At 42.2% G+C, this 26,530-nt stretch carries 29 protein-coding genes; 28 read left to right on the forward strand and 1 reads right to left on the reverse strand.

Going from position 1 to position 26,530, the window contains the following annotated elements; translation table 11 throughout:
* Positions 1 to 118: 118 nt before the first annotated feature.
* The 24 genes from tgt (at position 119) to gap (ending at position 22,310) form a co-directional block, all read left to right on the forward strand.
* Complete coding sequence (tgt, locus tag HT680_RS08360) at positions 119 to 1,261, forward strand: tRNA guanosine(34) transglycosylase Tgt (protein WP_173259642.1); 1,143 nt, start codon at positions 119 to 121, stop codon at positions 1,259 to 1,261.
* Positions 1,262 to 1,360: 99 nt separating this feature from the next.
* On the forward strand, positions 1,361 to 3,178 hold the full coding sequence (locus tag HT680_RS08365) for an acyltransferase family protein (RefSeq protein WP_173259644.1): 1,818 nt from the start codon (positions 1,361 to 1,363) through the stop codon (positions 3,176 to 3,178).
* 139 nt (positions 3,179 to 3,317) lie between these two features.
* The gene (nagA, locus tag HT680_RS08370; protein WP_084945412.1) at positions 3,318 to 4,469 is read left to right on the forward strand and encodes an N-acetylglucosamine-6-phosphate deacetylase; all 1,152 of its coding nucleotides are present in this window, start codon (positions 3,318 to 3,320) and stop codon (positions 4,467 to 4,469) included.
* Between the two features lie 148 nt (positions 4,470 to 4,617).
* Positions 4,618 to 4,983 (forward strand): DUF1033 family protein, encoded by a 366-nt coding sequence (locus tag HT680_RS08375; RefSeq protein WP_000286403.1) that lies wholly within the window; start codon positions 4,618 to 4,620, stop codon positions 4,981 to 4,983.
* A 63-nt stretch (positions 4,984 to 5,046) separates the two neighbouring features.
* Positions 5,047 to 5,988 (forward strand): competence type IV pilus ATPase ComGA, encoded by a 942-nt coding sequence (gene comGA / locus HT680_RS08380; protein WP_084972910.1) that lies wholly within the window; start codon positions 5,047 to 5,049, stop codon positions 5,986 to 5,988.
* Positions 5,936 to 6,952, forward strand: coding sequence for a competence type IV pilus assembly protein ComGB (gene comGB, locus HT680_RS08385; protein WP_173259682.1), 1,017 nt, complete (start codon positions 5,936 to 5,938; stop codon positions 6,950 to 6,952). Before comGA ends, comGB begins: the two co-directional genes overlap by 53 nt.
* Before the next feature lies 1 nt (position 6,953).
* Positions 6,954 to 7,277 carry a competence type IV pilus major pilin ComGC gene (gene comGC / locus HT680_RS08390; protein ID WP_173259647.1) on the forward strand — a complete coding sequence of 108 codons (324 nt, stop codon included), beginning with the start codon at positions 6,954 to 6,956 and terminating at the stop codon, positions 7,275 to 7,277.
* Positions 7,240 to 7,674 (forward strand): competence type IV pilus minor pilin ComGD, encoded by a 435-nt coding sequence (gene comGD, locus HT680_RS08395; protein ID WP_173259649.1) that lies wholly within the window; start codon positions 7,240 to 7,242, stop codon positions 7,672 to 7,674. Before comGC ends, comGD begins: the two co-directional genes overlap by 38 nt.
* Entirely contained in the window at positions 7,637 to 7,939 is a 303-nt protein-coding gene (gene comGE, locus HT680_RS08400) for a competence type IV pilus minor pilin ComGE (protein WP_173259651.1), read from the forward strand. Before comGD ends, comGE begins: the two co-directional genes overlap by 38 nt.
* Positions 7,902 to 8,363 (forward strand): competence type IV pilus minor pilin ComGF, encoded by a 462-nt coding sequence (gene comGF / locus HT680_RS08405; RefSeq protein WP_173259653.1) that lies wholly within the window; start codon positions 7,902 to 7,904, stop codon positions 8,361 to 8,363. The genes comGE and comGF overlap by 38 nt, the downstream gene beginning before the upstream one ends.
* Positions 8,341 to 8,754 (forward strand): competence type IV pilus minor pilin ComGG, encoded by a 414-nt coding sequence (gene comGG / locus HT680_RS08410; RefSeq protein WP_173259655.1) that lies wholly within the window; start codon positions 8,341 to 8,343, stop codon positions 8,752 to 8,754. The genes comGF and comGG overlap by 23 nt, the downstream gene beginning before the upstream one ends.
* A gap of 32 nt (positions 8,755 to 8,786) precedes the next feature.
* Positions 8,787 to 9,377: a class I SAM-dependent methyltransferase gene (locus HT680_RS08415; RefSeq protein WP_173259657.1), complete on the forward strand. Its 591-nt coding sequence runs from the start codon at positions 8,787 to 8,789 to the stop codon at positions 9,375 to 9,377.
* A 58-nt stretch (positions 9,378 to 9,435) separates the two neighbouring features.
* Entirely contained in the window at positions 9,436 to 10,389 is a 954-nt protein-coding gene (locus HT680_RS08420) for a class I SAM-dependent methyltransferase (RefSeq protein ID WP_173259659.1), read from the forward strand.
* A 49-nt stretch (positions 10,390 to 10,438) separates the two neighbouring features.
* Positions 10,439 to 11,629 (forward strand): acetate kinase, encoded by a 1,191-nt coding sequence (locus tag HT680_RS08425; RefSeq protein WP_173259662.1) that lies wholly within the window; start codon positions 10,439 to 10,441, stop codon positions 11,627 to 11,629.
* Positions 11,630 to 11,789: 160 nt separating this feature from the next.
* Entirely contained in the window at positions 11,790 to 12,161 is a 372-nt protein-coding gene (rnpA, locus tag HT680_RS08430; protein WP_173259664.1) for a ribonuclease P protein component, read from the forward strand.
* Positions 12,136 to 12,948, forward strand: coding sequence for a membrane protein insertase YidC (locus tag HT680_RS08435; RefSeq protein WP_173259666.1), 813 nt, complete (start codon positions 12,136 to 12,138; stop codon positions 12,946 to 12,948). The genes rnpA and HT680_RS08435 overlap by 26 nt, the downstream gene beginning before the upstream one ends.
* Before the next feature lie 17 nt (positions 12,949 to 12,965).
* The gene (gene jag, locus HT680_RS08440) at positions 12,966 to 13,955 is read left to right on the forward strand and encodes an RNA-binding cell elongation regulator Jag/EloR (RefSeq protein ID WP_173259668.1); all 990 of its coding nucleotides are present in this window, start codon (positions 12,966 to 12,968) and stop codon (positions 13,953 to 13,955) included.
* Between the two features lie 50 nt (positions 13,956 to 14,005).
* Positions 14,006 to 14,629 carry a ribonuclease P gene (locus HT680_RS08445; RefSeq protein WP_173259670.1) on the forward strand — a complete coding sequence of 208 codons (624 nt, stop codon included), beginning with the start codon at positions 14,006 to 14,008 and terminating at the stop codon, positions 14,627 to 14,629.
* Positions 14,630 to 14,746: 117 nt separating this feature from the next.
* Entirely contained in the window at positions 14,747 to 16,723 is a 1,977-nt protein-coding gene (gene tkt, locus HT680_RS08450) for a transketolase (RefSeq protein WP_173259672.1), read from the forward strand.
* A 118-nt stretch (positions 16,724 to 16,841) separates the two neighbouring features.
* Positions 16,842 to 17,162: a preprotein translocase subunit YajC gene (yajC, locus tag HT680_RS08455; protein WP_084946782.1), complete on the forward strand. Its 321-nt coding sequence runs from the start codon at positions 16,842 to 16,844 to the stop codon at positions 17,160 to 17,162.
* 47 nt (positions 17,163 to 17,209) lie between these two features.
* Positions 17,210 to 17,653 carry a low molecular weight protein-tyrosine-phosphatase gene (locus HT680_RS08460; protein WP_173259674.1) on the forward strand — a complete coding sequence of 148 codons (444 nt, stop codon included), beginning with the start codon at positions 17,210 to 17,212 and terminating at the stop codon, positions 17,651 to 17,653.
* The gene (locus tag HT680_RS08465) at positions 17,640 to 18,053 is read left to right on the forward strand and encodes an MORN repeat-containing protein (protein WP_173259676.1); all 414 of its coding nucleotides are present in this window, start codon (positions 17,640 to 17,642) and stop codon (positions 18,051 to 18,053) included. The genes HT680_RS08460 and HT680_RS08465 overlap by 14 nt, the downstream gene beginning before the upstream one ends.
* Before the next feature lie 296 nt (positions 18,054 to 18,349).
* Positions 18,350 to 21,001 (forward strand): bifunctional acetaldehyde-CoA/alcohol dehydrogenase, encoded by a 2,652-nt coding sequence (adhE, locus tag HT680_RS08470; RefSeq protein ID WP_173259678.1) that lies wholly within the window; start codon positions 18,350 to 18,352, stop codon positions 20,999 to 21,001.
* Positions 21,002 to 21,299: 298 nt separating this feature from the next.
* Entirely contained in the window at positions 21,300 to 22,310 is a 1,011-nt protein-coding gene (gap, locus tag HT680_RS08475; RefSeq protein ID WP_000260678.1) for a type I glyceraldehyde-3-phosphate dehydrogenase, read from the forward strand.
* A 67-nt stretch (positions 22,311 to 22,377) separates the two neighbouring features.
* On the opposite strand, the gene HT680_RS08480 is transcribed toward gap, so the two are convergent.
* Positions 22,378 to 23,253 (reverse strand): RluA family pseudouridine synthase, encoded by an 876-nt coding sequence (locus HT680_RS08480; protein WP_240146471.1) that lies wholly within the window; start codon positions 23,251 to 23,253, stop codon positions 22,378 to 22,380.
* Positions 23,254 to 23,339: 86 nt separating this feature from the next.
* Here HT680_RS08480 and pbp2a point away from each other — a divergent pair, with 86 nt between their 5' ends.
* From pbp2a to nusG, 4 genes are read left to right on the forward strand one after another with little or no spacing between them, the layout of a single operon-like run.
* Positions 23,340 to 25,535: a penicillin-binding protein PBP2A gene (gene pbp2a / locus HT680_RS08485; RefSeq protein ID WP_173259680.1), complete on the forward strand. Its 2,196-nt coding sequence runs from the start codon at positions 23,340 to 23,342 to the stop codon at positions 25,533 to 25,535.
* A gap of 52 nt (positions 25,536 to 25,587) precedes the next feature.
* Positions 25,588 to 25,740, forward strand: a complete 153-nt coding sequence (gene rpmG / locus HT680_RS08490; protein ID WP_038804034.1) for a 50S ribosomal protein L33 — start codon at positions 25,588 to 25,590, stop codon at positions 25,738 to 25,740.
* A 9-nt stretch (positions 25,741 to 25,749) separates the two neighbouring features.
* Positions 25,750 to 25,926, forward strand: coding sequence for a preprotein translocase subunit SecE (secE, locus tag HT680_RS08495; RefSeq protein WP_000505776.1), 177 nt, complete (start codon positions 25,750 to 25,752; stop codon positions 25,924 to 25,926).
* Positions 25,927 to 25,978: 52 nt separating this feature from the next.
* Complete coding sequence (gene nusG, locus HT680_RS08500) at positions 25,979 to 26,515, forward strand: transcription termination/antitermination protein NusG (protein WP_000376728.1); 537 nt, start codon at positions 25,979 to 25,981, stop codon at positions 26,513 to 26,515.
* Positions 26,516 to 26,530: the final 15 nt, after the last annotated feature.

The following is a 26,530-nucleotide window of genomic DNA, read 5'->3' on the forward strand; positions in this document are numbered from 1 at the left end:
ATTTGTCACTTATACCATAGTTCGTGACAGTTCCTGGTTTTTTTGATAAAATCATACAGTATGCCTTTGGGCACAAAGTATGAACTGGGACTGTTTTTCCCAGCTTCGGAGGTAGAAAATGTCAGATTCACCAATCAAATACCGTTTGATTAAGAAGGAAAAACACACGGGAGCTCGTCTAGGAGAAATCATCACCCCGCATGGCACCTTCCCAACGCCTATGTTTATGCCAGTTGGGACCCAAGCTACTGTAAAAACCCAGTCACCAGAGGAGTTGAAGGAGATGGGTTCAGGGATTATTCTGTCCAACACCTATCACTTGTGGCTCCGTCCAGGAGATGAACTCATCGCACGCGCAGGTGGTCTCCACAAATTTATGAACTGGGACCAGCCTATTTTGACAGATAGTGGTGGTTTTCAGGTTTATTCCCTAGCAGATAGCCGAAATATCACCGAAGAAGGGGTAACCTTTAAAAACCATCTCAATGGTTCCAAGATGTTCCTATCGCCAGAAAAGGCTATTTCTATTCAGAATAATCTGGGCTCAGACATCATGATGTCTTTTGATGAATGTCCTCAGTTTTACCAACCTTATGATTACGTTAAGAAATCAATCGAGCGTACCAGCCGTTGGGCTGAGCGTGGTTTGAAGGCTCACCGTCGTCCACATGATCAAGGATTATTTGGAATTGTGCAGGGGGCAGGATTTGAAGACCTGCGTCGTCAGTCAGCTCATGACCTTGTCAGCATGGACTTCCCAGGTTACTCTATAGGTGGTTTGGCAGTGGGAGAAACGCACGAAGAGATGAATGCAGTTCTGGACTTCACAACTCGACTGTTGCCTGAAAACAAACCTCGCTATTTGATGGGAGTGGGAGCGCCAGATAGCTTGATTGATGGGGTCATTCGTGGGGTGGATATGTTTGACTGTGTCTTGCCGACTCGTATCGCTCGTAACGGAACTTGTATGACCAGCCAAGGTCGTTTAGTTGTCAAAAATGCCCAATTCGCCGAAGACTTTACGCCACTGGATCCTGAGTGTGATTGCTACACATGTAAGAACTACACACGCGCCTACCTTCGTCACCTGCTTAAGGCCGATGAAACCTTCGGTATCCGCTTGACTAGCTACCACAATCTCTACTTCTTGCTCAACCTGATGAAGCAGGTCCGTCAAGCTATCATGGATGACAATCTCTTGGAATTTCGTGAGTATTTTGTGGAAAAATATGGCTACAACAAGTCAGGACGCAATTTCTAAAGTGTAAAAATAGAATGCCAGAATCCTAAGTTTTCTCTTAGGATTTTTCTTCTTTTTTTGATAGAATAAAGTGTATAACGAAAGGGAGAATAGACTCGTATGCGTATTAAATGGTTTTCCTTGATTAGGATTACAGGTTTACTTTTGGTGCTTTTGTACCACTTCTTTCAGACCATCTTTCCTGGAGGATTTTTCGGGGTAGATGTCTTTTTCACATTTTCGGGATTCTTGATTACCTCCCTCCTTTTAGAAGAGTTTGGAAAGAAAAGCCAGATTGATTTGCTGGGCTTTTTTAAGAGACGGTTTTACCGCATCGTGCCACCTGTGGTGCTGATGGTTTTGGTGACCATGCCTTTTACTTTTTTGGTTCGTCAAGACTATGTTGCTGGAATTGGTGGCCAGATAGCTGGAGTTCTTGGTTTTATGACCAACTTCTACGAAATGTTAACAGGGGGAAGTTACGAATCCCAGTTCATTCCGCATCTCTTTGTTCATAACTGGAGTCTAGCTGTTGAGGTTCACTACTATATCCTTTGGGGCTTAGCGGTTTGGTTCTTATCCAAACGCTCAAAATCTAGTAGTCAATTGAGAGGGATGGTCTTTCTCCTTTCTGCGGGAGCTTTCATCATTAGCTTTTTCTCCATGTTTATTGGCAGTCTAATAGCTAGTTCCTATTCATCTGTCTACTTTTCAAGTTTAACCCATGTCTATCCCTTCTTTTTAGGAAGCATTTTGGCGACGGTTGTGGGTGTTCGTCAGACGAGCGATTTAGTCAAGCAGTTTGATCGGACGTGGGATCTTCGTCAAAATCTCCTGGTGTTCGCTGCAGGTCTCTTGGTATTGTTGCTCCTGACCTTCTTTGTCAAGTTCACTTACCTGTTTGCGTACTTATTTGGCTTCTTGCTGGCAAGTTTAGCGGCAGTGACCATGATTTTTGCTGCGCGTGTCTTGCATGAGAAAACGCCTGAGATACAAGAACCTCGGATAATTACATTTCTAGCGGATACTAGCTATGCGGTTTACCTCTTCCACTGGCCTTTTTATATTATCTTTTCTCAGTTGATGAGTAATCTGCCCGCTGTTATGCTGACAATCATCTTTTCCTATTCCTTTGCTATCCTATCCTTCTATATTATTGAGCCATTGATTGCTGGTAAGACCAATCCTTTAATACGGAAGATTAGTCGATTACCTCATATTAAACCAATTAGTGCTGCTGGTGCTGGCATTCTTACCTTGATTACCTTGACTATCATAACTGTGGCTCCTCAAGTTGGAGCCTTTGAAACAGACTTGATGGTGAATGGTTTTAAACAAGCCCAAACCAACCTGGATCAGATGAAGAAATTGGCCGAGCAAGCAGAGGCTAGCCGACTTGGAATTTCTGAGGGAACCACCTTGATTGGAGATTCTGTAGCCTTACGAGCCAATACAGCCTTGCAAGAGACGCTTCCTGAAGCAAATATCAATGCCCAAGTTAGTCGAACGACGAAGCAAGCCAATGACATCATGCTCAATAACAGCCAGAACAAGGTACTTCTAAAAACAGTTGTCATTGCAACGGGTGTAAACGGACCAGAGAATTATAAAGATGACTTAGATACGATAGTTAAAAATCTTCCCAAAGGCCACCATCTGATTCTTGTAACTCCTTATGAAGGTGACAAGAGCAAGGAGACTTACAAATCAGTTGAGCAGTATGCGACTTATGCGCGGGAATTAGCTGAAAAGAATCCGTATGTGAGCATCGCTGACTGGAATAAGGTTGCTAAGGAACACCCTGAAATCTGGGCTGGAACCGACCAAGTCCACTTTGGAAATGATAGCAACATGATTGAAGAAGGTGCTAAACTTTACGCAGAGACGATTGCAGCTGCTGTTAAGGCTGCTCAAGAACTGCCTGTGAAATCAAAATAAGATCAAAGAGTTGGAGAAATCCAGCTCTTTTAAAATATCCACGAAAATAGGTCTATACCATTTACAAATGGAAAAGAAAGGTTTATAATGTAATTGACATAATAAATTCTAGCATCAATCTATCAAGGAGGTTATCATTATGCCTAATTATATTAAAGCGGATCAGTTTTTCTACCCACACGGAGTTCGTCGTGGCGGTTACTTGGAACTTGTGGATGGCAAGTTTGGCAAACATGTAGAACAGATTCCTGAAGGAGCTGAGGTGATTGACTATACAGGCTACAGCATTGCTCCAGGACTTGTGGATACCCACATTCATGGATTTGGTGGTGTCGATGTCATGGATAATAACATCGAAGGAACCCTTCATACCATGAGTGAAGGGCTCCTCAGCATGGGAGTAACGAGCTTCTTGCCAACAACTTTGACCTCATCTTATGAGCAATTGCTTGCGGTAACAGAAAATATCGGTGCTCGTTATCAGGAAGCAAGTGGAGCGAAAATTCGTGGTATCTATTTTGAAGGGCCGTATTTCACAGAGAAATACAAGGGAGCTCAAAACCCTGCCTACATGAAGGATCCTCGTATGGATGAGTTTCGTGCTTGGCAAAAAGCAGCCAATGGCTTGCTCAATAAAATTGCCCTTGCACCAGAACGTGAAGGTGTGGAAGACTTTGTTCGTACGATTACGGGCGAAGGTGTTACCGTTGCTCTTGGACACTCAAATGCGACATTTGATGAAGCTAAAAAAGCAGTCGATGCTGGAGCAAGTGTTTGGGTGCATGCCTACAATGGGATGCGTGGGTTGACTCACCGTGAGCTCGGTATGGTGGGAGCCATGTATGAATTGCCTCATACCTATGCAGAATTGATTTGTGATGGACACCATGTGGATCCAAAGGCATGTGATATCTTGCTCAAGCAAAAGGGAACTGAAAATATTGCTCTTATCACAGACTGTATGACAGCTGGTGGTTTGGAAGACGGAGATTACATGTTGGGAGAATTCCCAGTAGTTGTTGCCAATGGAACGGCTCGCCTTAAATCTACAGGCAATTTGGCAGGTTCTATCCTCAAACTCAAAGACGGTTTGAAGAATGTGGTCGAATGGGGCATTGCGAATCCGCATGAAGCAGTCATGATGGCCAGCCTCAACCCAGCAAAATCTGTTCACATTGACGATGTCTGTGGTCAAATCCGTGAAGGCTATGACGCCGACTTTATCGTGCTAGATAAAGATTTGGAATTGGTAGCAACCTACCTAGATGGTGTGAAACGTTATCAAGCATAATAAAAAGCAGAGGCTGTGATGACTCAGCCTTTGCTTTTCTATTCAGAGGTATCTTCAGAAAGCTAGAGGATTGTTCTATAATGAAGCAAAATCCTTTCATTGTTCTAGAAAATTCGTTATAATATACGGTACAAAGGAAGTAGTGAAAATGTATCGTGTTATAGAAATGTATGGGGACTTTGAACCGTGGTGGTTCATAGAAGGTTGGGAAAAAGATGTCATTATGAGTCGCTCTTTTAACAAGTACTATGATGCTCTAAAATATTATAAATCATGCTGGTTTGAGCTGGAAAAGAAGAATCCTCTTTATAAGAGTCGGAGCGATTTGATGACTATTTTTTGGGATCCTGCAGACCAACGTTGGTGTGATGAGTGTGATGAGTATTTGCAGCAGTATCATTCTTTGGCTCTTTTACAGGATGGGCAAGTCATCCCCGATGAAAAGCTACGTCCAGGCTATGAAAAACAAACAGGTCAAGAAAAACACCGTTCTTGCCGTATGAAATGGAGATAAAAAAAGTAACTTTTTAAGTTGCTTTTTTTATTTTTTTGCGAATAGTTAGATAAGGAGGGCGGTATGGTACAAGAAATTGCACAGAAAATTATTGCTACTGCGAAAGAAAAGAAGGCTCAGGATATCTATTTTATTCCCAAGGAAAAATCCTATGAGCTTCACATGCGGGTTGGAGACGAACGGTGTCTAGTTGACTCCTATGAGTTTGATGTTTTAGCTGCTGTGATTAGTCATTTTAAGTTTGTAGCGGGTATGAATGTAGGGGAGAAGAGACGTAGTCAGCTGGGCTCTTGCGACTATCAGCATGGGGAGAAGGTGTCTTCTCTGCGTTTGTCTACCGTAGGAGATTATCGGGGACATGAGAGTTTGGTTATTCGTTTGTTGCACGATGAGGAGCAGGAACTGCATTTCTGGTTTCAGGATATGAACGAACTGGGTGAGCAGTACCGGCAACGGGGTCTCTACCTTTTTGCGGGTCCGGTCGGCAGTGGCAAGACGACTCTGATGCACGAATTAGCCAAGTCTCTGTTTAAGGGGCAGCAAGTTATGTCTATCGAAGACCCAGTAGAAATCAAGCAGGAAGACATGCTCCAGTTACAGTTGAATGAGGCGATTGGCTTGACCTATGAAAATCTCATCAAACTGTCTCTCCGGCATCGTCCTGACCTCTTGATTATTGGTGAAATTCGGGATAGCGAGACGGCACGTGCAGTGGTCAGAGCCAGTTTGACAGGGGCGACGGTCTTTTCAACCATTCATGCCAAGAGTATCCGAGGTGTTTATGAACGCCTTCTGGAGTTGGGTGTGACGGAGGAGGAATTAGCAGTTGTCCTGCAAGGCGTCTGCTATCAGAGATTAATCGGGGGAGGAGGAATCGTTGACTTTGCAAACCAAGACTATCAGGAACACCAGCCAACTAGCTGGAATGCGCAGATTGACCAGCTTCTTAAAGATGGACATATCACAAGTCTTCAGGCTGAAACGGAAAAAATTAGCTACAGCTAAGCAAAAGAAAATCATCACCTTGTTTAATAATCTCTTCTCCAGTGGTTTTCATTTGGTGGAAATTATTTCTTTCTTGGGGAGAAGTGCCTTGCTGGAAAAGGACTATGTGGCCCAGATGCACCAAGGCTTGTCCCAGGGGAAATCCTTTTCAGAGATGATGGACAGCTTGGGTTTTTCAAGTGCTATTGTGACCCAATTATCCCTAGCTGAAGTTCACGGGAATCTTCACCTGAGTTTGGGAAAGATAGAAGAGTATCTAGACAATCTGGCCAAGGTCAAGAAAAAGTTAATCGAAGTGGCGACCTATCCTTTGATTTTGCTGGGATTTCTCCTGCTAATCATGATGGGGTTGAGAAACTATTTGCTCCCCCAACTGGACAGTAGCAATATCGCCACCAAAATCATCGGCAATCTGCCACAAATATTTCTGGGACTAGTGTTGGTTTGCTCTCTATCTTTACTTTTAGCCCTCACTTTTTACAAAAGAAGTTCCAAGATGCGGGTATTCTCGATGTTAGCACGGATTCCCTTTCTTGGAATCTTTGTCCAGACCTATCTGACGGCCTATTACGCGCGTGAATGGGGCAATATGATTTCACAGGGAATGGAGCTGACGCAGATTTTTCAGATCATGCAGGAACAAGGTTCTCAGCTCTTTAAAGAAATCGGTCAAGATCTGGCTCAAGTCCTGCAAAATGGTCGCGAATTTTCTCAAACCATAGCGACCTATCCTTTCTTTAAGAAGGAGTTGAGTCTCATCATCGAGTATGGGGAAGTCAAGTCCAAGCTGGGGAGTGAGTTGGAAATCTATGCTGAGAAAACTTGGGAAGCCTTTTTTACCCGAGTCAATCGCACCATGAATTTGGTGCAGCCACTGGTCTTTATCTTTGTGGCCCTGATTATCGTTTTACTTTATGCGGCAATGCTTATGCCCATGTATCAAAATATGGAGGTAAATTTTTAAAATGAAAAAACTCATGACATTCTTGAAAAAAGCCAAGGTTAAAGCCTTTACTCTCGTGGAGATGCTGGTGGTCCTTTTAATCATCAGCGTACTTCTCTTGCTCTTTGTGCCCAATTTGACCAAGCAAAAGGATGCAGTGAATGACAAAGGAAAAGCTGCTGTGGTTAAGGTGGTGGAAAGTCAGGCAGAACTCTATAGTCTGGACAAGAATGAAGATGCTAGTCTTAGCAAACTACAGGCAGACGGTCGCATCACAGCAGAGCAAGCCAAGGCTTATAAAGAATATCATGCAAAACAAAAAACAAGTCAAACTGTTGCGGATTAAGGCCTTTACCATGTTAGAAAGTCTCTTGGTTTTGGGACTTGTGAGTATCCTTGCTTTGGGCTTGTCCGGCTCAGTCCAGTCCAGTTTTGCAGTGGTGGAAGAGCAGGTTTTCTTTATGGAGTTTGAAGAACTCTATCGGGAAACGCAAAAACGCAGTGTTGCTAGTCAGCAAAAGACCAGCTTGAATTTAGATGGGCAGACAATCAGCAATGACAGTCAAAAATTGACCGTTCCTAAAGGAATTCAGGGACCATCAGGACAAACGATTCATTTTGATCGAGCTGGGGGCAATTCGTCCCTGGCTAAGGTTGAATTTCAGACCAGCAAAGGAGCGATTCGCTATCAATTATATCTAGGAAATGGAAAAATTAAACGCATTAAGGAAACTAAAAATTAGGGCAGTGATCTTACTAGAAGCAGTAGTAGCGCTAGCCATATTTGCCAGTATTGCAACCCTCCTCTTGGGACAAATTCAGAAAAATAGACAAGAAGAGGCAGAAATCTTGCAAAAGGAAGAAGTCTTGCGTGTGGCTAAGATGGCTCTGCAAACAGGTCAAAATCAGGTAAAGGTAAATGGAGTTGAGATCCAGGTGTTTGCTAGTGAAAAAGGATTGGAGGTCTACCATGGTTCAGAGAAGTTACTCGACCTTAAAGAACAGTAAGGTAAGAGCTTTCACTCTTTTAGAATCTCTGGTTGCCCTTATCGTCATTAGCGGCAGCTTGCTCCTCTTTCAAGCTATGAGCCAGCTCCTCATTTCAGAAGTTCGTTACCAGCAACAAAGCGAGCAAAAGGAGTGGCTCTTGTTTGTGGATCAGCTGGAGGCGGAGTTAGAGCGTTCGCAGTTTGAAAAGGTAGAAGGCAATCGCCTCTATGTGAAGCAAGATGGCAAGGATATCGCTATGGGTAAGTCCAAATCGGACGACTTTCGGAAGACCGATAGCAGTGGCCGAGGCTACCAACCTATGGTTTATGGATTGAAATCAGCACAAATCACAGAGGAAAATCAACTGGTTCGCTTTCGTTTTCAATTTCAAAAAGGCTTAGAAAGGGAGTTCATCTATCGTGTGGAAAAATCAAAAAGTTAAGGCAGGCGTTCTCCTATATGCAGTCACCATGGCAGCCATTTTTAGCCTTTTGTTGCAGTTTTATTTGAACCGGCAAGTCGCCCATCACAAAGACTTTGCCTTAAATAAAGAAAAGTTGGTCGCTTTTGCCATGGCCAAGCGAAGTAAAGATAAGGCTGAGCAAGAAAATGGGGAACGAGTCTTTAACCTAGGAAAAGTCACTTATCAAAATACGAAAACAGGTTTTGCAACAAGTGTTCGTATGAGTAAGAGCAACTATGAATTTCTCTTACCTTCAAGGAAAATCGAAGAAGAGAAAACGGATAAAAAGGAAAAGGTAGTGACTGTTTCAAGTCAAGAACCAAATCAGACAAAAACAGAAAATAAGGTAGATAAGAAAGACAATTCCTAGTCAATTCAACTTCTTTGTGTTAAACTAAAAGCATGAAACATGATTTTAATCACAAAGCAGAAACCTTTGATTCGCCCAAAAACATCTTTCTTGCAAACTTGGTTTGTCAAGCAGTTGAAAAACAGATTTCTCTTCTATCAGACAAGGAAATACTGGATTTCGGTGGTGGGACAGGCCTATTAGCCTTGCCTCTAGCCAAGCAGGCCAGGTCGGTTACCCTAGTAGACATCTCGGAGAAAATGCTGGAGCAAGCCCGTTTGAAAGCAAATCAGCAAGACATCAAGAATATCCAGTTTTTGGAGCAAGATTTACTGGCAAATCCCTTGGAGCAACAATTTGACCTGATTGTTGTCAGTCGGGTTCTTCATCATATGCCTGATTTAGATGCGACTCTTGCCATGTTTCGCCATCATCTTAGGGAGAATGGGCAAGTCCTCATTGCTGACTTTGTCAAGACAGATACCAACCATCACGGCTTTGAATTGGCTGAACTGGAAACCAAGCTCGCCCAGTTTGGTTTTTCAAGCATTGGTAGTCAGATTCTCTATAGCGCTGAAGACTTGTTTCAAGGAAATTACTCAGAACTCTTTTTAACAGTAGCCCAAAAATCACTCGCTGACTAAAGCAGTGATTTTTTCTCTTCAGATGGAAAAAATAGGGGAAATTTGATAAGATAGGAATATGGATTTTGAAAAAATAGAACAAGCTTATACGTACTTACTAGAGAATGTCCAAGTCATCCAAAGTGATTTGATGACCAACTTTTATGATGCCTTGGTAGAGCAAAATGGTATCTACCTAGATGGCGAGACCGAGCTAGAGCAGGTCAAAGAGAATAATCAAGCCCTTAAGCGCTTAGCGCTTCGCAAGGAAGAGTGGCTCAAGACCTACCAGTTTCTCTTGATGAAGGCAGGACAAACGGAGCCTTTACAGGCCAATCACCAGTTTACACCGGATGCCATTTCCCTTCTCTTGGTACTTGTTGTGGAAGAATTGCTTGATCAAGAGGAAATTAGTATCCTCGAAATTGGTTCTGGTATGGGGATTTTGGGGGCTACTTTCTTGACTTCTCTTGCTAAAAAAGTGGATTACTTGGGAATCGAAGTGGATGACTTGCTGATTGATTTGGCGGCTAGTATGGCAGATGTGATTGGTTTGCAGGCTGGTTTTGTTCAAGGCGATGCCGTTCGTCCGCAAATGCTTAAAGAAAGCGATGTGGTCATCAGCGACTTGCCTGTTGGCTATTACCCAGACGATGCCATCGCTTCACGCTATCAAGTGGCTTCTAGCCAAGAGCATACCTATGCCCATCATTTGCTGATGGAGCAAGGCCTCAAGTACCTCAAGTCAGATGGCTATGCTATTTTTCTAGCTCCGAGCGACTTGTTGACCAGTCCTCAAAGTGATTTGTTAAAAGGTTGGATCAAAGACGAAGTCGGTCTGACGGCTATCATCGCCTTACCAGAGGATATTTTTTCAACGGCTAATCAGGCTAAAAGTATTTTTATCTTACAGAAGAAAAGAGACAAGGAAATAGAACCATTTGTCTATCCTTTGACCAGTCTGCAAGATCCAGCTGCACTAATGAAATTTAAAGAAAATTTTCAAAAATGGAGCAAAGGTACTGAAATGTAAGGTAAATTTTGTTATAATAGTTGAAAACGCTTAAAAGAGGTATCATGTTATGACTAAAACAATTGCAATCAATGCAGGAAGCTCGAGTTTGAAATGGCAACTTTACCAAATGCCAGAAGAAATAGTATTAGCGAAAGGCTTGATTGAACGTATTGGCTTGAAAGACTCTATTTCAACTGTAAAATTTGACGGACGTTCTGAACAACAAATTCTTGATATTGACGACCACACACAAGCGGTTAAAATCTTGTTGGATGATTTGATTCGTTTTGACATTATCAAAGGTTATGATGAAATTACTGGTGTCGGGCACCGTGTCGTGGCTGGTGGTGAATATTTCAAGGAATCAACAGTTGTTGAGGGAGATGTGTTAGAAAAAGTTGAGGAATTGGGACTCTTGGCTCCTCTTCACAATCCAGCCAACGCGGCAGGAATTCGTGCCTTCAAGGAGTTGCTTCCAGATATTACCAGCGTTGTTGTTTTTGATACATCATTCCATACAACCATGCCAGAGAAAGCCTATCGTTACCCTCTTCCAAACAAATACTATACTGAAAATAAAGTTCGTAAGTATGGAGCCCACGGGACAAGTCATCAGTTTGTAGCAGGAGAAGCAGCTAAAATTTTAGGTCGCCCCCTAGAAGAGTTGAAATTGATTACCTGCCATATTGGTAATGGTGCTTCTATTACAGCTGTCAAAGGCGGTCAGTCTGTTGATACATCCATGGGCTTCACTCCACTTGGTGGTATTATGATGGGGACTCGCACAGGTGATATTGATCCAGCCATTATCCCCTATTTAATGCAACATACAGATGACTTTAATACACCAGAGGATATCAGTCGAATTCTCAATCGTGAGTCAGGACTTTTGGGTGTTTCTGAGAGATCAAGCGATATGCGTGATATTCACGAAGCTATGCGTACAGGTGACGAGAAAGCGCAGCTGGCAAATGAGATTTTTGTGGATCGTATCCAAAAATACATTGGTCAGTATTTGGCAGTTTTGAACGGCGCAGATGCCATTATCTTTACAGCCGGAATTGGAGAAAATTCTGTAACGATTCGTCAGATGGTTATTGAAGGCATTTCTTGGTTTGGCTGTGATGTGGATCCTGAAAAGAATGTCTTTGGCGCTACAGGAGATATTTCAACTGATGCGGCTAAAGTTCGTGTCTTAGTCATCCCGACTGATGAAGAATTGGTCATCGCTCGTGACGTTGAACGCTTGAAAAAATAAGATGATCTGAATAAATTATCAAGATAAGATACAATAAAAAAGGAGTTGGGAGATAAAATTTCCCAACTTTTTATTGTTGAAACAGTCTAAAACCTTGTCATTATTGGCTTTTTCGAAAAATATGGTATAATAGTAGTAATTTAATAGATGGAGTTGAGTTTTGAAGAAAAACTTTCGTGTAAAAAGAGAGAAAGATTTTAAGGCGATTTTCACGGATGGAACAAGTTTTGCCAACCGCAAATTCGTTGTCTACCAATTGGAAAAACAGCAAAACCATTTTCGAGTAGGACTGTCTGTCAGTAAAAAACTGGGGAATGCAGTTACCAGAAATCAAATCAAAAGACGGATTCGACACATTTTGCTAAGTGTAAGGGAGCGTTTAGCTGATAATGTTGATTTTGTCGTGATTGCTCGAAAAGGGGTTGAAACCTTAGAATATGCAGAGATGGAGAAAAATCTACTCCACGTATTAAAGTTATCAAAGATTTATCGGGAAGGAATTAGGAGTGAAAAAGAAACTACAGTTGACTAGTTTGCTGGGCTTGTCCTTATTTGTCATGACAGCCTGTGGGACGAGCGATGTTGCAGCAGATTCTACAGATATATGGAGTAAATTTGTCTATTTTTTTGCTGAAATCATCCGCTTCTTGTCCTTTGACATTAGTATCGGAGTGGGGATTATCCTCTTTACGATCCTGATTCGTACGATTCTATTACCAGTCTTTCAGACTCAGATGGTGGCCTCTAGAAAAATGCAAGAGGCTCAACCACGGATCAAGGCTCTGCAAGAACAATATCCAGGTCGTGATATGGAAAGTAGAACCAAGCTGGATCAGGAGATGCGGAAGGTCTATAAAGAATTAGGGGTCAAACACTCCTCTTCTCTCTGGCCGATTTTGATTCAAATGCCGGTTCTCTTGGCTCTCTTCCAAGCCTTGACTCGAGTAGACTTTTTGAAAACAGGGCATTTTTTGTGGGTGAACCTTGGGGGAGTAGACACAAGCTTTATCCTTCCGATTTTGGCAGCAGTCTTTACCTTCTTAAGTAGCTGGTTATCGAATAAGGCTTTACCTGAAAGAAGTGGAGCTATGACAGGGATGATGTACGGGATGCCTGTACTGATCTTTATCTTTGCCATCTCTTCACCTAGTGGCGTAGCCTTGTACTGGGCAGTATCCAATGCTTATCAAGTTTTGCAAACTTACTTCTTAAATAATCCTTTTAAGATTATTGCAGCGCGTGAGGCGGAAGTACAAGCTAAAAAAGATTTGGAAAATAGAAAAAGAAAAGCCAAGAAAAAGGCTCAGAAAACGAAATAATAAGGAGGAATCTGATAATGGTATTATTTACAGGTTCAACTGTTGAAGAAGCAATCCAGAAAGGATTGAAAGAGTTAGGTATTCCGAGAATGAAGACTCACATCAAGGTCGTGTCCAAAGAGAAGAAAGGTTTTTTAGGCTTATTTGGGAAAAAACTAGCTCAAGTTGATATTGAGGCGATTAGTGAGACGACTGTGATTAAGGCCAATCAACAAGCTGTAAAAGGTGTTCCGAAAGAAATCAATGAACAAAACGAACCTGTTAAGACAGTAACAGAGGCTACAGTTGATCTTGGTCATGTTGTTGAGGCGATTAAAAAAATAGAAGAGGAAGGTCAGGGTGTTTCTGATGAAATCAAGGCTGAAATCTTGAAAAATGAGAAACATGCTAGCACGATCTTAGAAGAAACAGGTCACATCGCGATTTTAAATGAATTGCAGACCGGAGATACTGGAGTGGAAGACCCAGCAAAGTGTGAAGAATTTGTATCTATGTCAGAATCGGTAGAAAGCCAGTCTTTGGAAGATCTAGGTTTGAAGGTGGAGCCGAGTTATGACATCGAACAAGTAGCAACTCAAGTGGCTAACTATGTTCAAACCATTGTGGACGATATGGATGTTGAAGGGACGATTTCAAGCGACTACAATCGCCGCACCATCAACCTTCAAATTGACACCAATGAACCAGGTCGTATTATCGGCTACCACGGAAAAGTATTGAAAGCACTTCAGCTTTTGGCACAAAACTACCTCTACAATCGCTATTCAAGAACTTTCTATATCACAATCAACGTCAATGATTACGTTGAACACCGTGCAGAAGTCTTGCAAACCTACGCTCAAAAATTGGCGACTCGTGTTCTAGAAGAAGGTCGAAGTCAACAAACAGATCCAATGTCTAATAGCGAACGCAAGATTATCCATCGCATTATTTCACGCATGGATGGTGTGACGAGTTATTCTGAAGGTGACGAGCCAAATCGCTATGTTGTCGTAGATACGGAATAAACAAAATCAGGCTTGTCCTGATTTTTTGTTAGAAAAGGGAGAAGAAACAGATGATGGAAGCAATCAGGAACTATCTATCTTATGCAGGTATCCAATATCGTCATCCAGATAAGGCTGGAGATGAGCGAGAGAAGATGCTGGCGTTGCGCCACAAAGGGCAGGAGGCTCGCAAGACTTTTACGAACTTAGCTAAGTCCTTCCAAGAAAAGCATCCAGAATGGCAACTGCAACAAACTAGTCAGTGGATGAATCAAGCTCAGCGTCTGCGCCCCCATTTCTGGGTTTATTTACAGAGAGAGGGAAAGGTATCAGAACCTATGTTAGCTCTGCGTTTGTATGGGAATCCATCAGACTTTGGAATTTCCTTAGAGACCAGTTTCATCGAGCGAAAGAAAGATGAGCAGACTCTGGGCAAACAAGCCAAGGTTTTAGATATTCCACCGGTAGAAGGAATGTATTATCTAGCATATACCGACGACCAGAGTCAAAAGGTAGAAGCTACAGAAGAAAATCGTCGTACTTTACGAGAGAAGGTGAGAAGTCAGGAATTCCGTAAAGTTTTGGTCAAGTCAGATGTTTCCTTCATTGAAAATCAGTCAGTAGAAGCGATATTGGAGAAGCTAGAAGACGCTTTTACACGCTTGTTGCCTTACTATGAGGTGACGAGGGGATAGAAAATCACATGTGTTAGATGAACGCAAATTGTTTTATTGCTATTCTATGCATTTTTTCATATAATAGTAAAATAGAATGTGTGAACTACTAATCACCTCAAAGAGAAAGGAAATTCTATGTCAAATCTATCTATTAATGCAATTCGTTTTCTAGGTATTGACGCCATCAACAAAGCAAACTCAGGTCACCCAGGGGTGGTTATGGGGGCTGCTCCAATGGCTTATAGCCTCTTTACAAAACAACTTCGCATCAATCCAGCTCAACCAAACTGGATTAACCGCGACCGTTTTATTCTTTCAGCAGGTCACGGTTCTATGCTTCTTTATGCCCTTCTTCACCTTTCTGGTTTTGAAGATGTCAGCATGGATGAAGTCAAGAACTTCCGCCAATGGGGTTCAAAAACACCAGGTCACCCAGAATTTGGGCATACAGCAGGGGTTGACGCTACAACTGGTCCTCTAGGTCAAGGGATTTCTACTGCTACTGGTTTTGCCCAAGCAGAACGTTTCCTTGCAGCCAAGTATAACCGCGAAGGTTTCAATATCTTTGACCACTATACTTATGTGATCTGTGGAGACGGAGATTTGATGGAAGGTGTCTCAAGTGAGGCGGCTTCATATGCAGGCTTGCAAAAACTTGACAAGTTGGTTGTTCTTTATGATTCAAATGACATCAACTTGGATGGTGAGACAAAAGATTCCTTTACAGAAAGTGTTCGTGATCGTTACAATGCCTACGGCTGGCATACAGCCTTGGTTGAAGATGGAACAGACTTGGAAGCTATCCATGCGGCTATTGAAGCAGCCAAAGCTTCAGGAAAACCATCTTTGATTGAAGTGAAGACTGTGATTGGATACGGTTCTCCAAACAAACAAGGAACTAATGCGGTACACGGTGCTCCTCTTGGAGCAGATGAAACTGCGGCTACTCGCCAAGCTCTTGGTTGGGACTATGAACCATTTGAAATCCCAGCTGAAGTTTATGCTGATTTCAAAGAAAATGTTGCAGACCGTGGTGCATCAGCATATGAGGCATGGACAAAACTAGTCGCTGATTATAAAGAAGCGCATCCAGAGCTTGCTGCAGAAGTAGAAGCAATCATCGACGGCCGTGATCCAGTTGAAGTGACTCCAGCAGACTTCCCAGCCTTAGAAAATGGTTTCTCTCAAGCAACTCGTAATTCAAGTCAAGATGCTTTGAACGTTGTCGCTGCCAAGTTGCCAACTTTCTTAGGTGGTTCAGCTGACCTTGCTCACTCAAACATGACTTATATCAAGACTGATGGACTTCAAGACGATGCTAATCGCTTGAACCGCAACATTCAGTTTGGTGTTCGTGAATTTGCAATGGGAACGATCTTGAACGGGATGGCCCTTCACGGTGGACTTCGTGTTTATGGTGGTACTTTCTTCGTCTTCTCTGACTATGTGAAAGCAGCTGTCCGGTTGTCAGCCTTGCAAGGACTTCCTGTGACTTATGTCTTTACCCACGATTCAATCGCAGTTGGTGAAGATGGTCCAACTCACGAACCAGTTGAACACTTAGCAGGTCTCCGTGCTATGCCAAATCTGAATGTTTTCCGCCCAGCAGATGCTCGTGAAACTCAAGCAGCTTGGTACCTTGCCGTGACAAGCGAAAAAACACCAACTGCCCTTGTCTTGACACGTCAAAACTTGACTGTCGAAGAGGGAACAGACTTTGACAAAGTTGCGAAAGGTGCCTATGTTGTCTATGAAAATGCAGCAGACTTTGATACGATCTTGATTGCAACAGGTTCAGAGGTGAATTTAGCTGTCGCAGCTGCCAAAGAATTGGCTAGCCAAGGTGCAAAAGTCCGTGTAGTCAGCATGCCATCAACAGATGTCTTTGACGCACAAGATGCAGCTTACAAGGAAGAAATCCTTCCAAATGCAGTTCGTAGCCGTGTTGCAGTCGAAATGGGAGCAACCCAAAACTGGTACAAATATGTTGGTCTTGATGGTGCAGTTCTCGGTATTGATAGCTTTGGAGCATCTGCTCCAGCACCAAAAGTATTGGCAGAGTATGGATTTACAGTTGAAAATCTAGTCAAAGTCGTTCAAAACTTGAAATAATCGCAGAAATCAGAGTGAAAGCTCTGATTTTTTTATCAGCATAAAAACAAGGCACAACCTTGTAAAAGTAGCTGAAATTTGATATAGTAGTCCTATGTAAAATACAAAGGAGAAAACAATGAATCCAAATATTACTTTCTTAATCATGCTTGTAGGGATGATGGCCTTGATGTTCTTTATGCAACGTTCTCAAAAGAAACAAGCCCAAAAGCGTATGGAAAGCTTGAACAAGCTTCAAAAAGGCTATGAAGTGATTACAATCGGTGGCCTTTATGGAACAGTTGATGAAGTAGATACTGAGAAGAAAACAATCGTACTGGATGTAGATGGCGTTTATTTGACTTTCGAATTGACTGCAATCAAGACAGTGTTGCCACTCAAAGAAGCTGTGACACCAGAAGGAGCAGTTATCGACGAAAGCGGAGCAATCGAAGAATAAAACGGGACCTGTCACTCCCGTTTTTCTATGAAGTGAGAGGAAAAGGGATGAAAAAAATAGTATTTGTTTGCTTAGGAAATATCTGTCGTAGCCCTATGGCAGAATTTGTGATGAAGTCCATGACGAGTGATTACCAGATTGAGAGTCGGGCAACATCATCGTGGGAACATGGCAATCCGATTCATAGGGGAACGCAAGGGATTTTCCAGCAGTATCAGATCCCTTATGACAAAGACAAAACATCGCTTCAGATTGGTAGAGGAGACTTTGAGTCGTTTGATTACATTATCGGCATGGATGCTTCAAACGTTTCAGATCTGCGTCAAATGTGTCCTCAGGAACTACAGCACAAAATCTACTCTTTTGCATCTGAAAGCGTTCCAGATCCATGGTACACAGGAGATTTTGAGGAAACCTATGCTCGCATCACAAGTGGATGCCAAAGCTGGCTAGATCGTTTAGAAAATGAGAGTGACAATGGAAAAGCTTAAAGAAATCTTCGAAAAATGTCAAGTTTATCTAACTCGCCCACGTATAGAGATTGCAACTGTCCTTCTAATCGTTATCTGTGCCGTCTCAGTTTTTCTACTAAACACACCAAAAAAGGGTGTCCTGACACTTGATGGTGGTGCGCTTGTTTATGATGGTACTTTGGTACGAGGGAAAATGAATGGTCAAGGAACCCTGACCTTTGAAAATGGAGACCAATATACAGGTGATTTCAATAATGGAGCCTTTAATGGAAAAGGGACTTTCCAATCAAAAGATGGCTGGAAATATGAAGGTGATTTTGTAAATGGCCAGGCCGAAGGACAAGGAAAATTGACTACCGAGCAAGAAGTTGTCTATGAAGGCAGCTTTAAACAAGGCGTCTTTCAACAGAAACAATAGTCTCCAGATTAGGGGACTATTCTCAAAAGCCAAAAAGAAAGCGTTTTCTAGAAGTGAAGTCGATGTCTGATTATCAACGAGAAAAAACTTTGTGAAATAAAAAAATATTTTTCATAATTTCACAATCATCCATACAAAACTCTATTGCGCAGGTGTATTGAGAAAAAGTTCACAATCTCATAAAGTTTCTTTGTGAAATGCTTATGAAACGGTTTACAAAGTCTTGAAAAAGAGTTATAATAAAATTGTGAAAAAATTAACAAAGGATTAAATCCTTGAAGGCTATGGAGGACAATATGGCTGATAAAAAAACGTTAACACCTGAGGAAAAACAACTCGCTGCTGAAAAGCATGTCGACGGGTTAGTAAAAAAAGCCTTGGTTGCGCTTGATGAAATGCGCAAGTTGAACCAAGAACAAGTTGACTATATCGTAGCGAAAGCTTCTGTTGCTGCTCTTGATGCGCACGGAATTCTTGCTCAACATGCAGTTGAAGAAACTGGTCGTGGTGTATTTGAAGACAAGGCTACAAAAAACCTTTTTGCCTGTGAGCACGTTGTGAATAATATGCGTGGTGTTAAAACTGTTGGAGTTATCGAAGATGATCCAGTTACAGGCTTGACTAAAATTGCAGAACCTGTCGGTGTAGTGTGTGGTGTCACTCCAACAACGAACCCAACATCAACAGCTATTTTCAAATCATTGATTGCTTTGAAAACACGTAATCCAATCGTGTTTGCTTTCCACCCATCAGCTCAAGAATCTTCTGCTCACGCAGCACAAATCGTTCGTGATGCAGCTATCGCAGCTGGAGCACCTGAAAACTGTGTTCAATGGATTACAGAACCATCTATGGAAGCAACTGGAGCGCTTATGAACCACGAAGGTGTTGCAACTATTCTTGCAACTGGTGGTAATGCCATGGTTAAGGCGGCTTACTCATGTGGGAAACCAGCTCTTGGGGTAGGTGCCGGAAACGTTCCTGCTTATGTAGAAAAATCTGCCGACCTCCGTCAAGCTGCTCATGATATCGTCATGTCTAAATCATTTGACAATGGTATGGTCTGTGCATCAGAGCAAGCGGTTATCATTGATAAAGAAGTCTATGACGAATTTGTAGAAGAATTCAAATCATACCACACTTACTTTGTAAACAAAAAAGAAAAAGCACTTCTTGAAGAATTCTGTTTTGGCGTGAAAGCCAACAGCAAGAACTGTGCAGGTGCTAAACTAAATGCAAACATCGTTGGTAAACCAGCTGCATGGATTGCAGAACAAGCAGGATTCAGCGTTCCAGAAGGAACAAACATCTTGGCTGCAGAATGTACGGAAGTAGGACCAAAAGAACCATTGACTCGTGAAAAATTGTCACCAGTAATCGCTGTATTGAAAGCTGAGGACACAGAAGACGGCCTTACAAAAGCACGTCAAATGGTTGAGTTTAACGGACTTGGTCACTCAGCAGCTATCCATACAAAAGACGAAGCTCTTGCTAAACGCTTTGGTACAGAAATCAAAGCCATGCGTATTATCTGGAACTCTCCATCTACTTTCGGTGGTATCGGTGACGTTTACAATGCCTTCATCCCATCATTGACACTTGGATGTGGTTCATATGGACACAATTCAGTCGGTGATAACGTGAGCGCTATTAACCTTCTAAACATCAAGAAAGTAGGGAAACGTAGAAATAATATGCAATGGTTTAAAGTTCCTTCAAAAATTTACTTCGAGCGCAACTCTATCCAATACCTTCAAACATGTGAAGATATTGAACGCGTTATGATTGTTACAGACAAATCTATCGAAAAACTTGGCTTTGTTCAACGTGTTATCGATCAATTGAACGCACGTAGCAACCGTGTAACTATCCAAGTATTCTCAGATGTTGAACCAGATCCAGACATCACAACTGTAGAACGTGGTGCTGAAGTGATGAAAGCATTTGAACCAGATACAATCATCGCTCTTGGTGGTGGTTCTCCAATGGACGCAGCCAAAGTAATGTGGCTCTTCTACGAACAACCAGAAATCGACTTCCGTGACTTGGTTCAAAAATTCATGGATATCCGTAAACGTGCCTTCCGCTTCCCATCACTTGGTAAGAAAGCGAAATACATCGGTATCCCAACAACTTCTGGTACAGGTTCAGAAGTAACACCATTTGCCGTTATCTCTGATAAGAAAAACAACCGCAAATACCCATTGGCTGACTACTCATTGACACCAACTATTGCCATTGTTGACCCTGCTTTGGTTGAATCAGTGCCAGACTTTATCGCTGCTGATACAGGTATGGACGTCTTGACTCACGCTACTGAAGCCTACACTTCAAACTTTGCTAACGACTACACAGACGGTATTGCACTTCAAACTATCAAGCTTGTCTTTGAATGGTTGGAAAAATCTGTTAAGACAGCTGACCCAGAAGCTCGCGAAAAAATGCATAATGCATCTACAATGGCTGGTATGGCCTTCGCCAATGCCTTCCTTGGTATGAGCCACTCAATGGCCCACAAGATCGGTGGAGTTCACCATACTGTTCACGGACGTACAAATGCAATCTTGCTTCCATACGTTATCCGTTACAACGGAACTCGTCCATCTAAGACGACTACGTGGCCTAAGTACAACTACTGGAAAGCTGATGAAAAATTCCAAGACATCGCGAAAATGCTTGGATTGCCTCACTCAACTCCAGAAGAAGCGGTTGAAGCGTATGCCAAAGCAGTTTACGATCTTGGTGAAGCAGTTGGAATCACAATGAACTTCAAAGGCTTTGGAATTGATGAAAAAGCTTGGAAAGACAGCTTGCATGAAATTGCCTTGCTTGCTTATGAAGACCAATGTTCACCTGCTAACCCACGCTTGCCAATGGTAGCCGACATGGAAGAAATTATGGCAGATGCTTACTATGGCTATGCAGAACGTCCAGGACGTCGTAAATAATCGTTTATCAGCCTAGAGGCAGGAGTAATCCTGTCTCTTTTCATAGTCCTATTTCTGAAGTTAGAGTTGAACTATGAGAAGAGAAGATTATGCGGATAGGATAGAAGATCCTAGAAATAAAAGCTTAGGTGAATGAAGGGGCTTGAAAAGTAGAAAAGCAAGAGAGAAAAACAACGCCCGTACTTGCAATTCTACTTAAATAGTTATATAATAATAATGTTGAAAGGTGATTTGTAGTGATTCAAGTTACTCTTTTCACAATAAAATTTTCAGGATTTTCATAAGGAGGAAATCACTAATGGTAGTTAAAGTTGGTATTAACGGTTTCGGACGTATCGGTCGTCTTGCTTTCCGCCGTATCCAAAACGTAGAAGGTGTTGAAGTTACTCGCATCAACGACCTTACAGATCCAGTTATGCTTGCACACTTGTTGAAATACGACACAACTCAAGGTCGTTTCGACGGTACTGTAGAAGTCAAAGAAGGTGGATTTGAAGTTAACGGTAAATTCGTTAAAGTTTCTGCTGAACGTGATCCAGAACAAATCGACTGGGCTACTGACGGTGTAGAAATCGTTCTTGAAGCAACTGGTTTCTTTGCTAAGAAAGCAGCGGCTGAAAAACACTTGCACGCTGGCGGAGCTAAAAAAGTTGTTATCACTGCTCCTGGTGGAAACGACGTTAAAACAGTTGTATTCAACACTAACCACGACGTTCTTGACGGTACTGAAACAGTTATCTCAGGTGCTTCATGTACTACAAACTGCTTGGCTCCAATGGCTAAAGCTCTTCAAGACAACTTCGGTGTTGTAGAAGGATTGATGACAACTATCCACGCTTACACTGGTGACCAAATGATCCTTGACGGACCACACCGTGGTGGTGACCTTCGCCGTGCTCGTGCTGGTGCAGCAAACATCGTTCCTAACTCAACTGGTGCTGCTAAAGCTATCGGTCTTGTAATCCCAGAATTGAACGGTAAACTTGACGGATCTGCACAACGTGTTCCAACTCCAACTGGATCAGTTACTGAATTGGTAGCAGTTCTTGAAAAGAACGTTACTGTTGATGAAGTGAACGCAGCTATGAAAGCAGCTTCAAACGAATCATACGGATACACTGAAGACCCAATCGTATCTTCAGATATCGTAGGTATGTCTTACGGTTCATTGTTTGACGCAACTCAAACTAAAGTTCTTGACGTTGACGGTAAACAATTGGTTAAAGTTGTATCATGGTACGACAACGAAATGTCATACACTGCACAACTTGTACGTACTCTTGAATACTTTGCAAAAATCGCTAAATAATTCTTGAGTCAATAAAAGCAAGGCCTTCTGGTCTTGCTTTTTCTATATGGAAAAATGGATGCTAGTGTCATCCATTCTTTTTTAATTCTTTTTCAAATGTATCCGAGAGGGCAGTAAAGCTCAACTTTTCTAAGGTGAGTGGGTGGGTAAAGGAAAGGCGAAAAGCGTGAAGCATGAGCCTGCTCGTTTTTGATTGAGTATTATAGAGAGGGTCGCCTAGGATAGGGTGCCTATGATGAGAAAGGTGAACACGGATCTGATGCGTTCGACCGGTCTTTAGTTTGCAACGAACCAGAGAAGTCTTGTTTGGAAATTGCTTTAATCGACTGATATGCGTTTCAGCCTGTTGCCCATTTTTGGCATCCACCACTCGTTTTCTGCGATCGTGTCGATCACGTCCGATCTTATCTCGGAAGACCAGTTCTTTACTCTCTACTCGTCCTTCTACGAGTGCCCAGTACTCACGAGCGATTTTCTTTTTCTCCAACAAGCGATTGAGGATAGGTAGGATAAAAGGATTTTTAGCAAAAAGCACTAAACCGCTTGTTTCCATATCCAGACGATGAACGACATAGCAAGTTTGGCCAACGTAGGCAGAGACATGGTTGAGAAGGGCGATTTCATCAGGTTGATTTCCGTGAGTTTTCATTCCCTCAGGCTTGTTGACGATAATGAGATGTTGATCTTGGTAAATCTCTTGAACGAGGTCTGGGTTGCCCCAAAGGATTTCCTTTTTGGGATAGTCTTCCTCGTCAAAAGTCAACTGGCAAATATCTCTTGGCTTGACCATCTCGTTCCAGTGAACTTGTTTATGATTGATTAAGATATTCTTCTTGGTTCTTAGAAAATGGCGAATCTTTCTAGGAATGAGGAGTTGTTCCTCTAGGAATTGTTTGACCGTCATTTGAGGCAAGGATTCGGGTAATGTAAATGTGAATTGCATACAGATATTGTAACAAAAAAAGCCCTATTTGGATAGGGAGTAGCTAAATTCTTGAGTTCCTATGGTGAAGATGATAAAATAAACGCATGAAATTAGATAAATTATTTGAGAAGTTTCTTTCTCTCTTTAAAAAAGAAACGAATGAATCCACGGAGTCTGATTCGACTAGCATGCGTCGTTCTCGGAGCGATAGAAAAAAATTGTCACAAGTGGGCTCAGTTCGGAAATTTTGGCGTCGTTATCATCTTACAAAAATCGTCATCATTTTAGGGTTAAGTGCAGGTTTGCTAGTTGGGACCTACCTATTTGCAATAGCCAAGTCGACCAATGTCAATGATTTGCAAAATGCCTTGAAAACGCGAACTCTGATTTTTGACCGTGAAGAAAAAGAGGCAGGAGCCCTATCAGGTCAAAAGGGAACCTATGTTGAACTGACAGATATCAGTAAAGACTTGCAAAATGCTGTAGTCGCGACGGAGGACCGTTCCTTCTATAAAAATGATGGGATTAACTACGGTCGTTTCTTTCTAGCCATCCTTACAGCAGGTCGTTCTGGAGGGGGTTCTACCATCACTCAACAGTTGGCGAAAAATGCCTATCTTTCCCAGGACCAGACCGTTGAACGGAAGGCTAAGGAGTTTTTCCTTGCCTTAGAGTTGACCAAGAAATACAGCAAGGAGCAAATCCTTACGATGTACCTCAATAACGCCTACTTTGGAAATGGGGTATGGGGTGTTGAAGATGCAAGTAAGAAATATTTTGGTGTATCAGCCTCGCAACTAACACTTGATCAGGCGGCGACTCTAGCTGGAATGCTCAAGGGGCCAGAATTGTATAATCCGTTGAATTCCATTGAAGATTCGACCAACCGCAGGGATACGGTGCTACAAAATATGGTTGCAGCGGGCTATATTGATAAAAATCAAGAGACCGAAGCGGCTGGAGTAGATATGGCTTCTCAACTGCAAGATAAATATGAGGGAAAGATCTCTGATTATCGTTACCCATCTTATTTTGACGCAGTAGTCAACGAAGCAGTATCCAAGTACAATCTAACAGAAGAAGAGATTGTCAACAACGGCTATCGAATCTATACGGAACTTGAGCAAAACTATCAAGCAAACATGCAGGTTATTTATGAAAACACTTCGCTATTTCCAACGGCAGAAGACGGAACGCATGCTGAATCAGGTAGTGTTGCTCTAGAGCCTAAAACAGGTGGGGTGCGTGGAGTTGTCGGTCGCGTAGCTGGTGATGACAAATCAGGATTCCGTAATTTCAACTATGCTACTCAGTCTAAGCGTAGCCCGGGTTCAACTATCAAACCTTTAGTGGTTTATACTCCAGCTGTGGAAGCAGGGTGGGCCTTGAACAAGCAACTGGATAATCATACGATGCAGTACAACAGTTATCAAGTAGACAACTATGCAGGTATTAAGACATCTCCAGAAGTACCTATGTATCAGGCTTTGGCGGAATCACTCAACCTACCAGCAGTTGCGACTGTAAATAAATTGGGGATTGACAAAGCTTTTGACGCTGGTGAGAGATTTGGCCTGAATATGGATAAAGTTGACCGTGTTCTCGGAGTTGCCCTAGGTGGAGGAGTAGAGACGAATCCTCTTCAGATGGCACAAGCCTATGCAGCCTTTGCTAATGAAGGACTGATGCCTGAGGCGCATTTCATCACTCGTATCGAAAATGCCAGTGGACAGGTCATCAAGAGCCATAAAAACTCCCAAAAACGAGTGATCGATAAGTCTGTGGCTGATAAAATGACCAGCATGATGTTAGGAACATTTACCAATGGTACAGGAATTAGTTCGTCGCCAGCGGATTACGTTATGGCTGGTAAAACAGGAACTACTGAGGCTGTTTTCAATCCGGAATATACCAGTGACCAGTGGGTGATTGGTTATACTCCAGATGTTGTAATCAGCCACTGGCTCGGCTTCCCAACAACAGATGAGAATCATTATCTAGCAGGTTCTACCTCAAATGGAGCTGCCCATGTCTTTAGAAGTATGGCCAACACTATTTTGCCTTACACTCCAGGTAGTACCTTTACGGTTGAGAATGCCTATAAGCAGAATGGCATTGCGCCAGAAAACACGAAAAAGCAGGTCGTTGAAAATGAGACGAACCAGTCCGAGGATCCGCTAGGAGATATTCGTAGTCGTGCACAAAATCTTGTAGATGAAGCGGGACGTGCGATTTCGGATGCAAAGATAAAAGAAAAAGCTCAGACAATCTGGGACTCTTTCGTCAATCTCTTTCGTTAAGAGGCTTGTCAAAGCCTAGGTTTCTTGTTATAATAGATAAAATGGAGGCGTTATGGCACTAAAAAAAGCAAGCCTAGCTTGTGCAGTTTGCGGTTCAAGAAATTATTCGATTAAAATTAGTGGGAACCCCAAGCCAACACGACTAGAAGTAAATAAATTTTGTAGACATTGTGGAAAATATACGACACATAGAGAAACGAGATAGGAGAGAACGATGGGTTTTATTAAGGATATTTTTAAACTTCTTAAGGAAACAACATGGCCGACTCGCAAAGAAAGCTGGAGAGATTTTCGCTCTATTATGGAATACACAGCCTTCTTTGTGGTTATCATTTACATTTTTGACCAGTTGATTGTTTCAGGTTTGATTCGATTTATTAACATTTTTTAGAAGAAAAGCGGAAGACTTCTGCTAGCTTTCTTCTATTATGAAAGGAAATATCATGGATAGTTTTGACAAAGGATGGTTTGTTCTACAAACTTATTCTGGCTATGAAAATAAGGTAAAAGAAAATCTATTGCAACGTGCGCAAACATATAACATGTTGGATAATATTCTACGCGTTGAGATTCCAACACAAACCGTGCAAGTTGAGAAAAATGGAAAGAAAAAGGAAATTGAAGAGAATCGCTTTCCGGGTTATGTCCTTGTAGAAATGGTCATGACAGATGAAGCGTGGTTCGTTGTTCGAAACACACCTAACGTAACAGGATTCGTCGGGTCACACGGGAACAGATCAAAACCAACTCCGCTATTGGAACAAGAAATCCGTGATATTCTGGTTTCAATGGGACAAACCGTTCAAGAGTTTGATATTGATGTTGAAGTTGGGCAGACTGTCCGCATCATTGATGGTGCTTTTGCAGATTACACAGGTAAAATTACTGAAATTGATAACAACAAAGTGAAGATGATTATCTCTATGTTTGGTAATGATACGATTGCAGAAGTGAATCTCAACCAAATTGCAGAATTATAACCGCAGAGAGGCCAT

Origin of the sequence: Streptococcus sp. 5905 (assembly GCF_013276505.1) — a bacterium.
Taxonomy (GTDB): Bacteria; Bacillota; Bacilli; order Lactobacillales; family Streptococcaceae; genus Streptococcus.

Bases quoted from the DNA above. Each gene is read 5' to 3' on its own strand.
- HT680_RS08420 (WP_173259659.1), top strand. From the start codon at position 9,436: ATGGATTTTGAAAAAATAGAACAAGCTTATACGTACTTACTAGAGAAT.
- HT680_RS08480 (WP_240146471.1), bottom strand. From the start codon at position 23,253: ATGCAATTCACATTTACATTACCCGAATCCTTGCCTCAAATGACGGTC.
- nagA (WP_084945412.1), top strand. From the start codon at position 3,318: ATGCCTAATTATATTAAAGCGGATCAGTTTTTCTACCCACACGGAGTT.
- HT680_RS08460 (WP_173259674.1), top strand. From the start codon at position 17,210: ATGAAAAAAATAGTATTTGTTTGCTTAGGAAATATCTGTCGTAGCCCT.
- comGB (WP_173259682.1), top strand. From the start codon at position 5,936: ATGGACATATCACAAGTCTTCAGGCTGAAACGGAAAAAATTAGCTACA.
- pbp2a (WP_173259680.1), top strand. From the start codon at position 23,340: ATGAAATTAGATAAATTATTTGAGAAGTTTCTTTCTCTCTTTAAAAAA.
- comGE (WP_173259651.1), top strand. From the start codon at position 7,637: ATGGAAAAATTAAACGCATTAAGGAAACTAAAAATTAGGGCAGTGATC.
- comGA (WP_084972910.1), top strand. From the start codon at position 5,047: ATGGTACAAGAAATTGCACAGAAAATTATTGCTACTGCGAAAGAAAAG.
- HT680_RS08365 (WP_173259644.1), top strand. From the start codon at position 1,361: ATGCGTATTAAATGGTTTTCCTTGATTAGGATTACAGGTTTACTTTTG.
- comGC (WP_173259647.1), top strand. From the start codon at position 6,954: ATGAAAAAACTCATGACATTCTTGAAAAAAGCCAAGGTTAAAGCCTTT.
- HT680_RS08375 (WP_000286403.1), top strand. From the start codon at position 4,618: ATGTATCGTGTTATAGAAATGTATGGGGACTTTGAACCGTGGTGGTTC.
- HT680_RS08415 (WP_173259657.1), top strand. From the start codon at position 8,787: ATGAAACATGATTTTAATCACAAAGCAGAAACCTTTGATTCGCCCAAA.
- comGF (WP_173259653.1), top strand. From the start codon at position 7,902: ATGGTTCAGAGAAGTTACTCGACCTTAAAGAACAGTAAGGTAAGAGCT.
- jag (WP_173259668.1), top strand. From the start codon at position 12,966: ATGGTATTATTTACAGGTTCAACTGTTGAAGAAGCAATCCAGAAAGGA.
- HT680_RS08445 (WP_173259670.1), top strand. From the start codon at position 14,006: ATGATGGAAGCAATCAGGAACTATCTATCTTATGCAGGTATCCAATAT.
- HT680_RS08425 (WP_173259662.1), top strand. From the start codon at position 10,439: ATGACTAAAACAATTGCAATCAATGCAGGAAGCTCGAGTTTGAAATGG.
- gap (WP_000260678.1), top strand. From the start codon at position 21,300: ATGGTAGTTAAAGTTGGTATTAACGGTTTCGGACGTATCGGTCGTCTT.
- HT680_RS08465 (WP_173259676.1), top strand. From the start codon at position 17,640: ATGGAAAAGCTTAAAGAAATCTTCGAAAAATGTCAAGTTTATCTAACT.
- secE (WP_000505776.1), top strand. From the start codon at position 25,750: ATGGGTTTTATTAAGGATATTTTTAAACTTCTTAAGGAAACAACATGG.
- tgt (WP_173259642.1), top strand. From the start codon at position 119: ATGTCAGATTCACCAATCAAATACCGTTTGATTAAGAAGGAAAAACAC.
- nusG (WP_000376728.1), top strand. From the start codon at position 25,979: ATGGATAGTTTTGACAAAGGATGGTTTGTTCTACAAACTTATTCTGGC.
- comGD (WP_173259649.1), top strand. From the start codon at position 7,240: ATGCAAAACAAAAAACAAGTCAAACTGTTGCGGATTAAGGCCTTTACC.
- tkt (WP_173259672.1), top strand. From the start codon at position 14,747: ATGTCAAATCTATCTATTAATGCAATTCGTTTTCTAGGTATTGACGCC.
- adhE (WP_173259678.1), top strand. From the start codon at position 18,350: ATGGCTGATAAAAAAACGTTAACACCTGAGGAAAAACAACTCGCTGCT.
- rpmG (WP_038804034.1), top strand. From the start codon at position 25,588: ATGGCACTAAAAAAAGCAAGCCTAGCTTGTGCAGTTTGCGGTTCAAGA.
- yajC (WP_084946782.1), top strand. From the start codon at position 16,842: ATGAATCCAAATATTACTTTCTTAATCATGCTTGTAGGGATGATGGCC.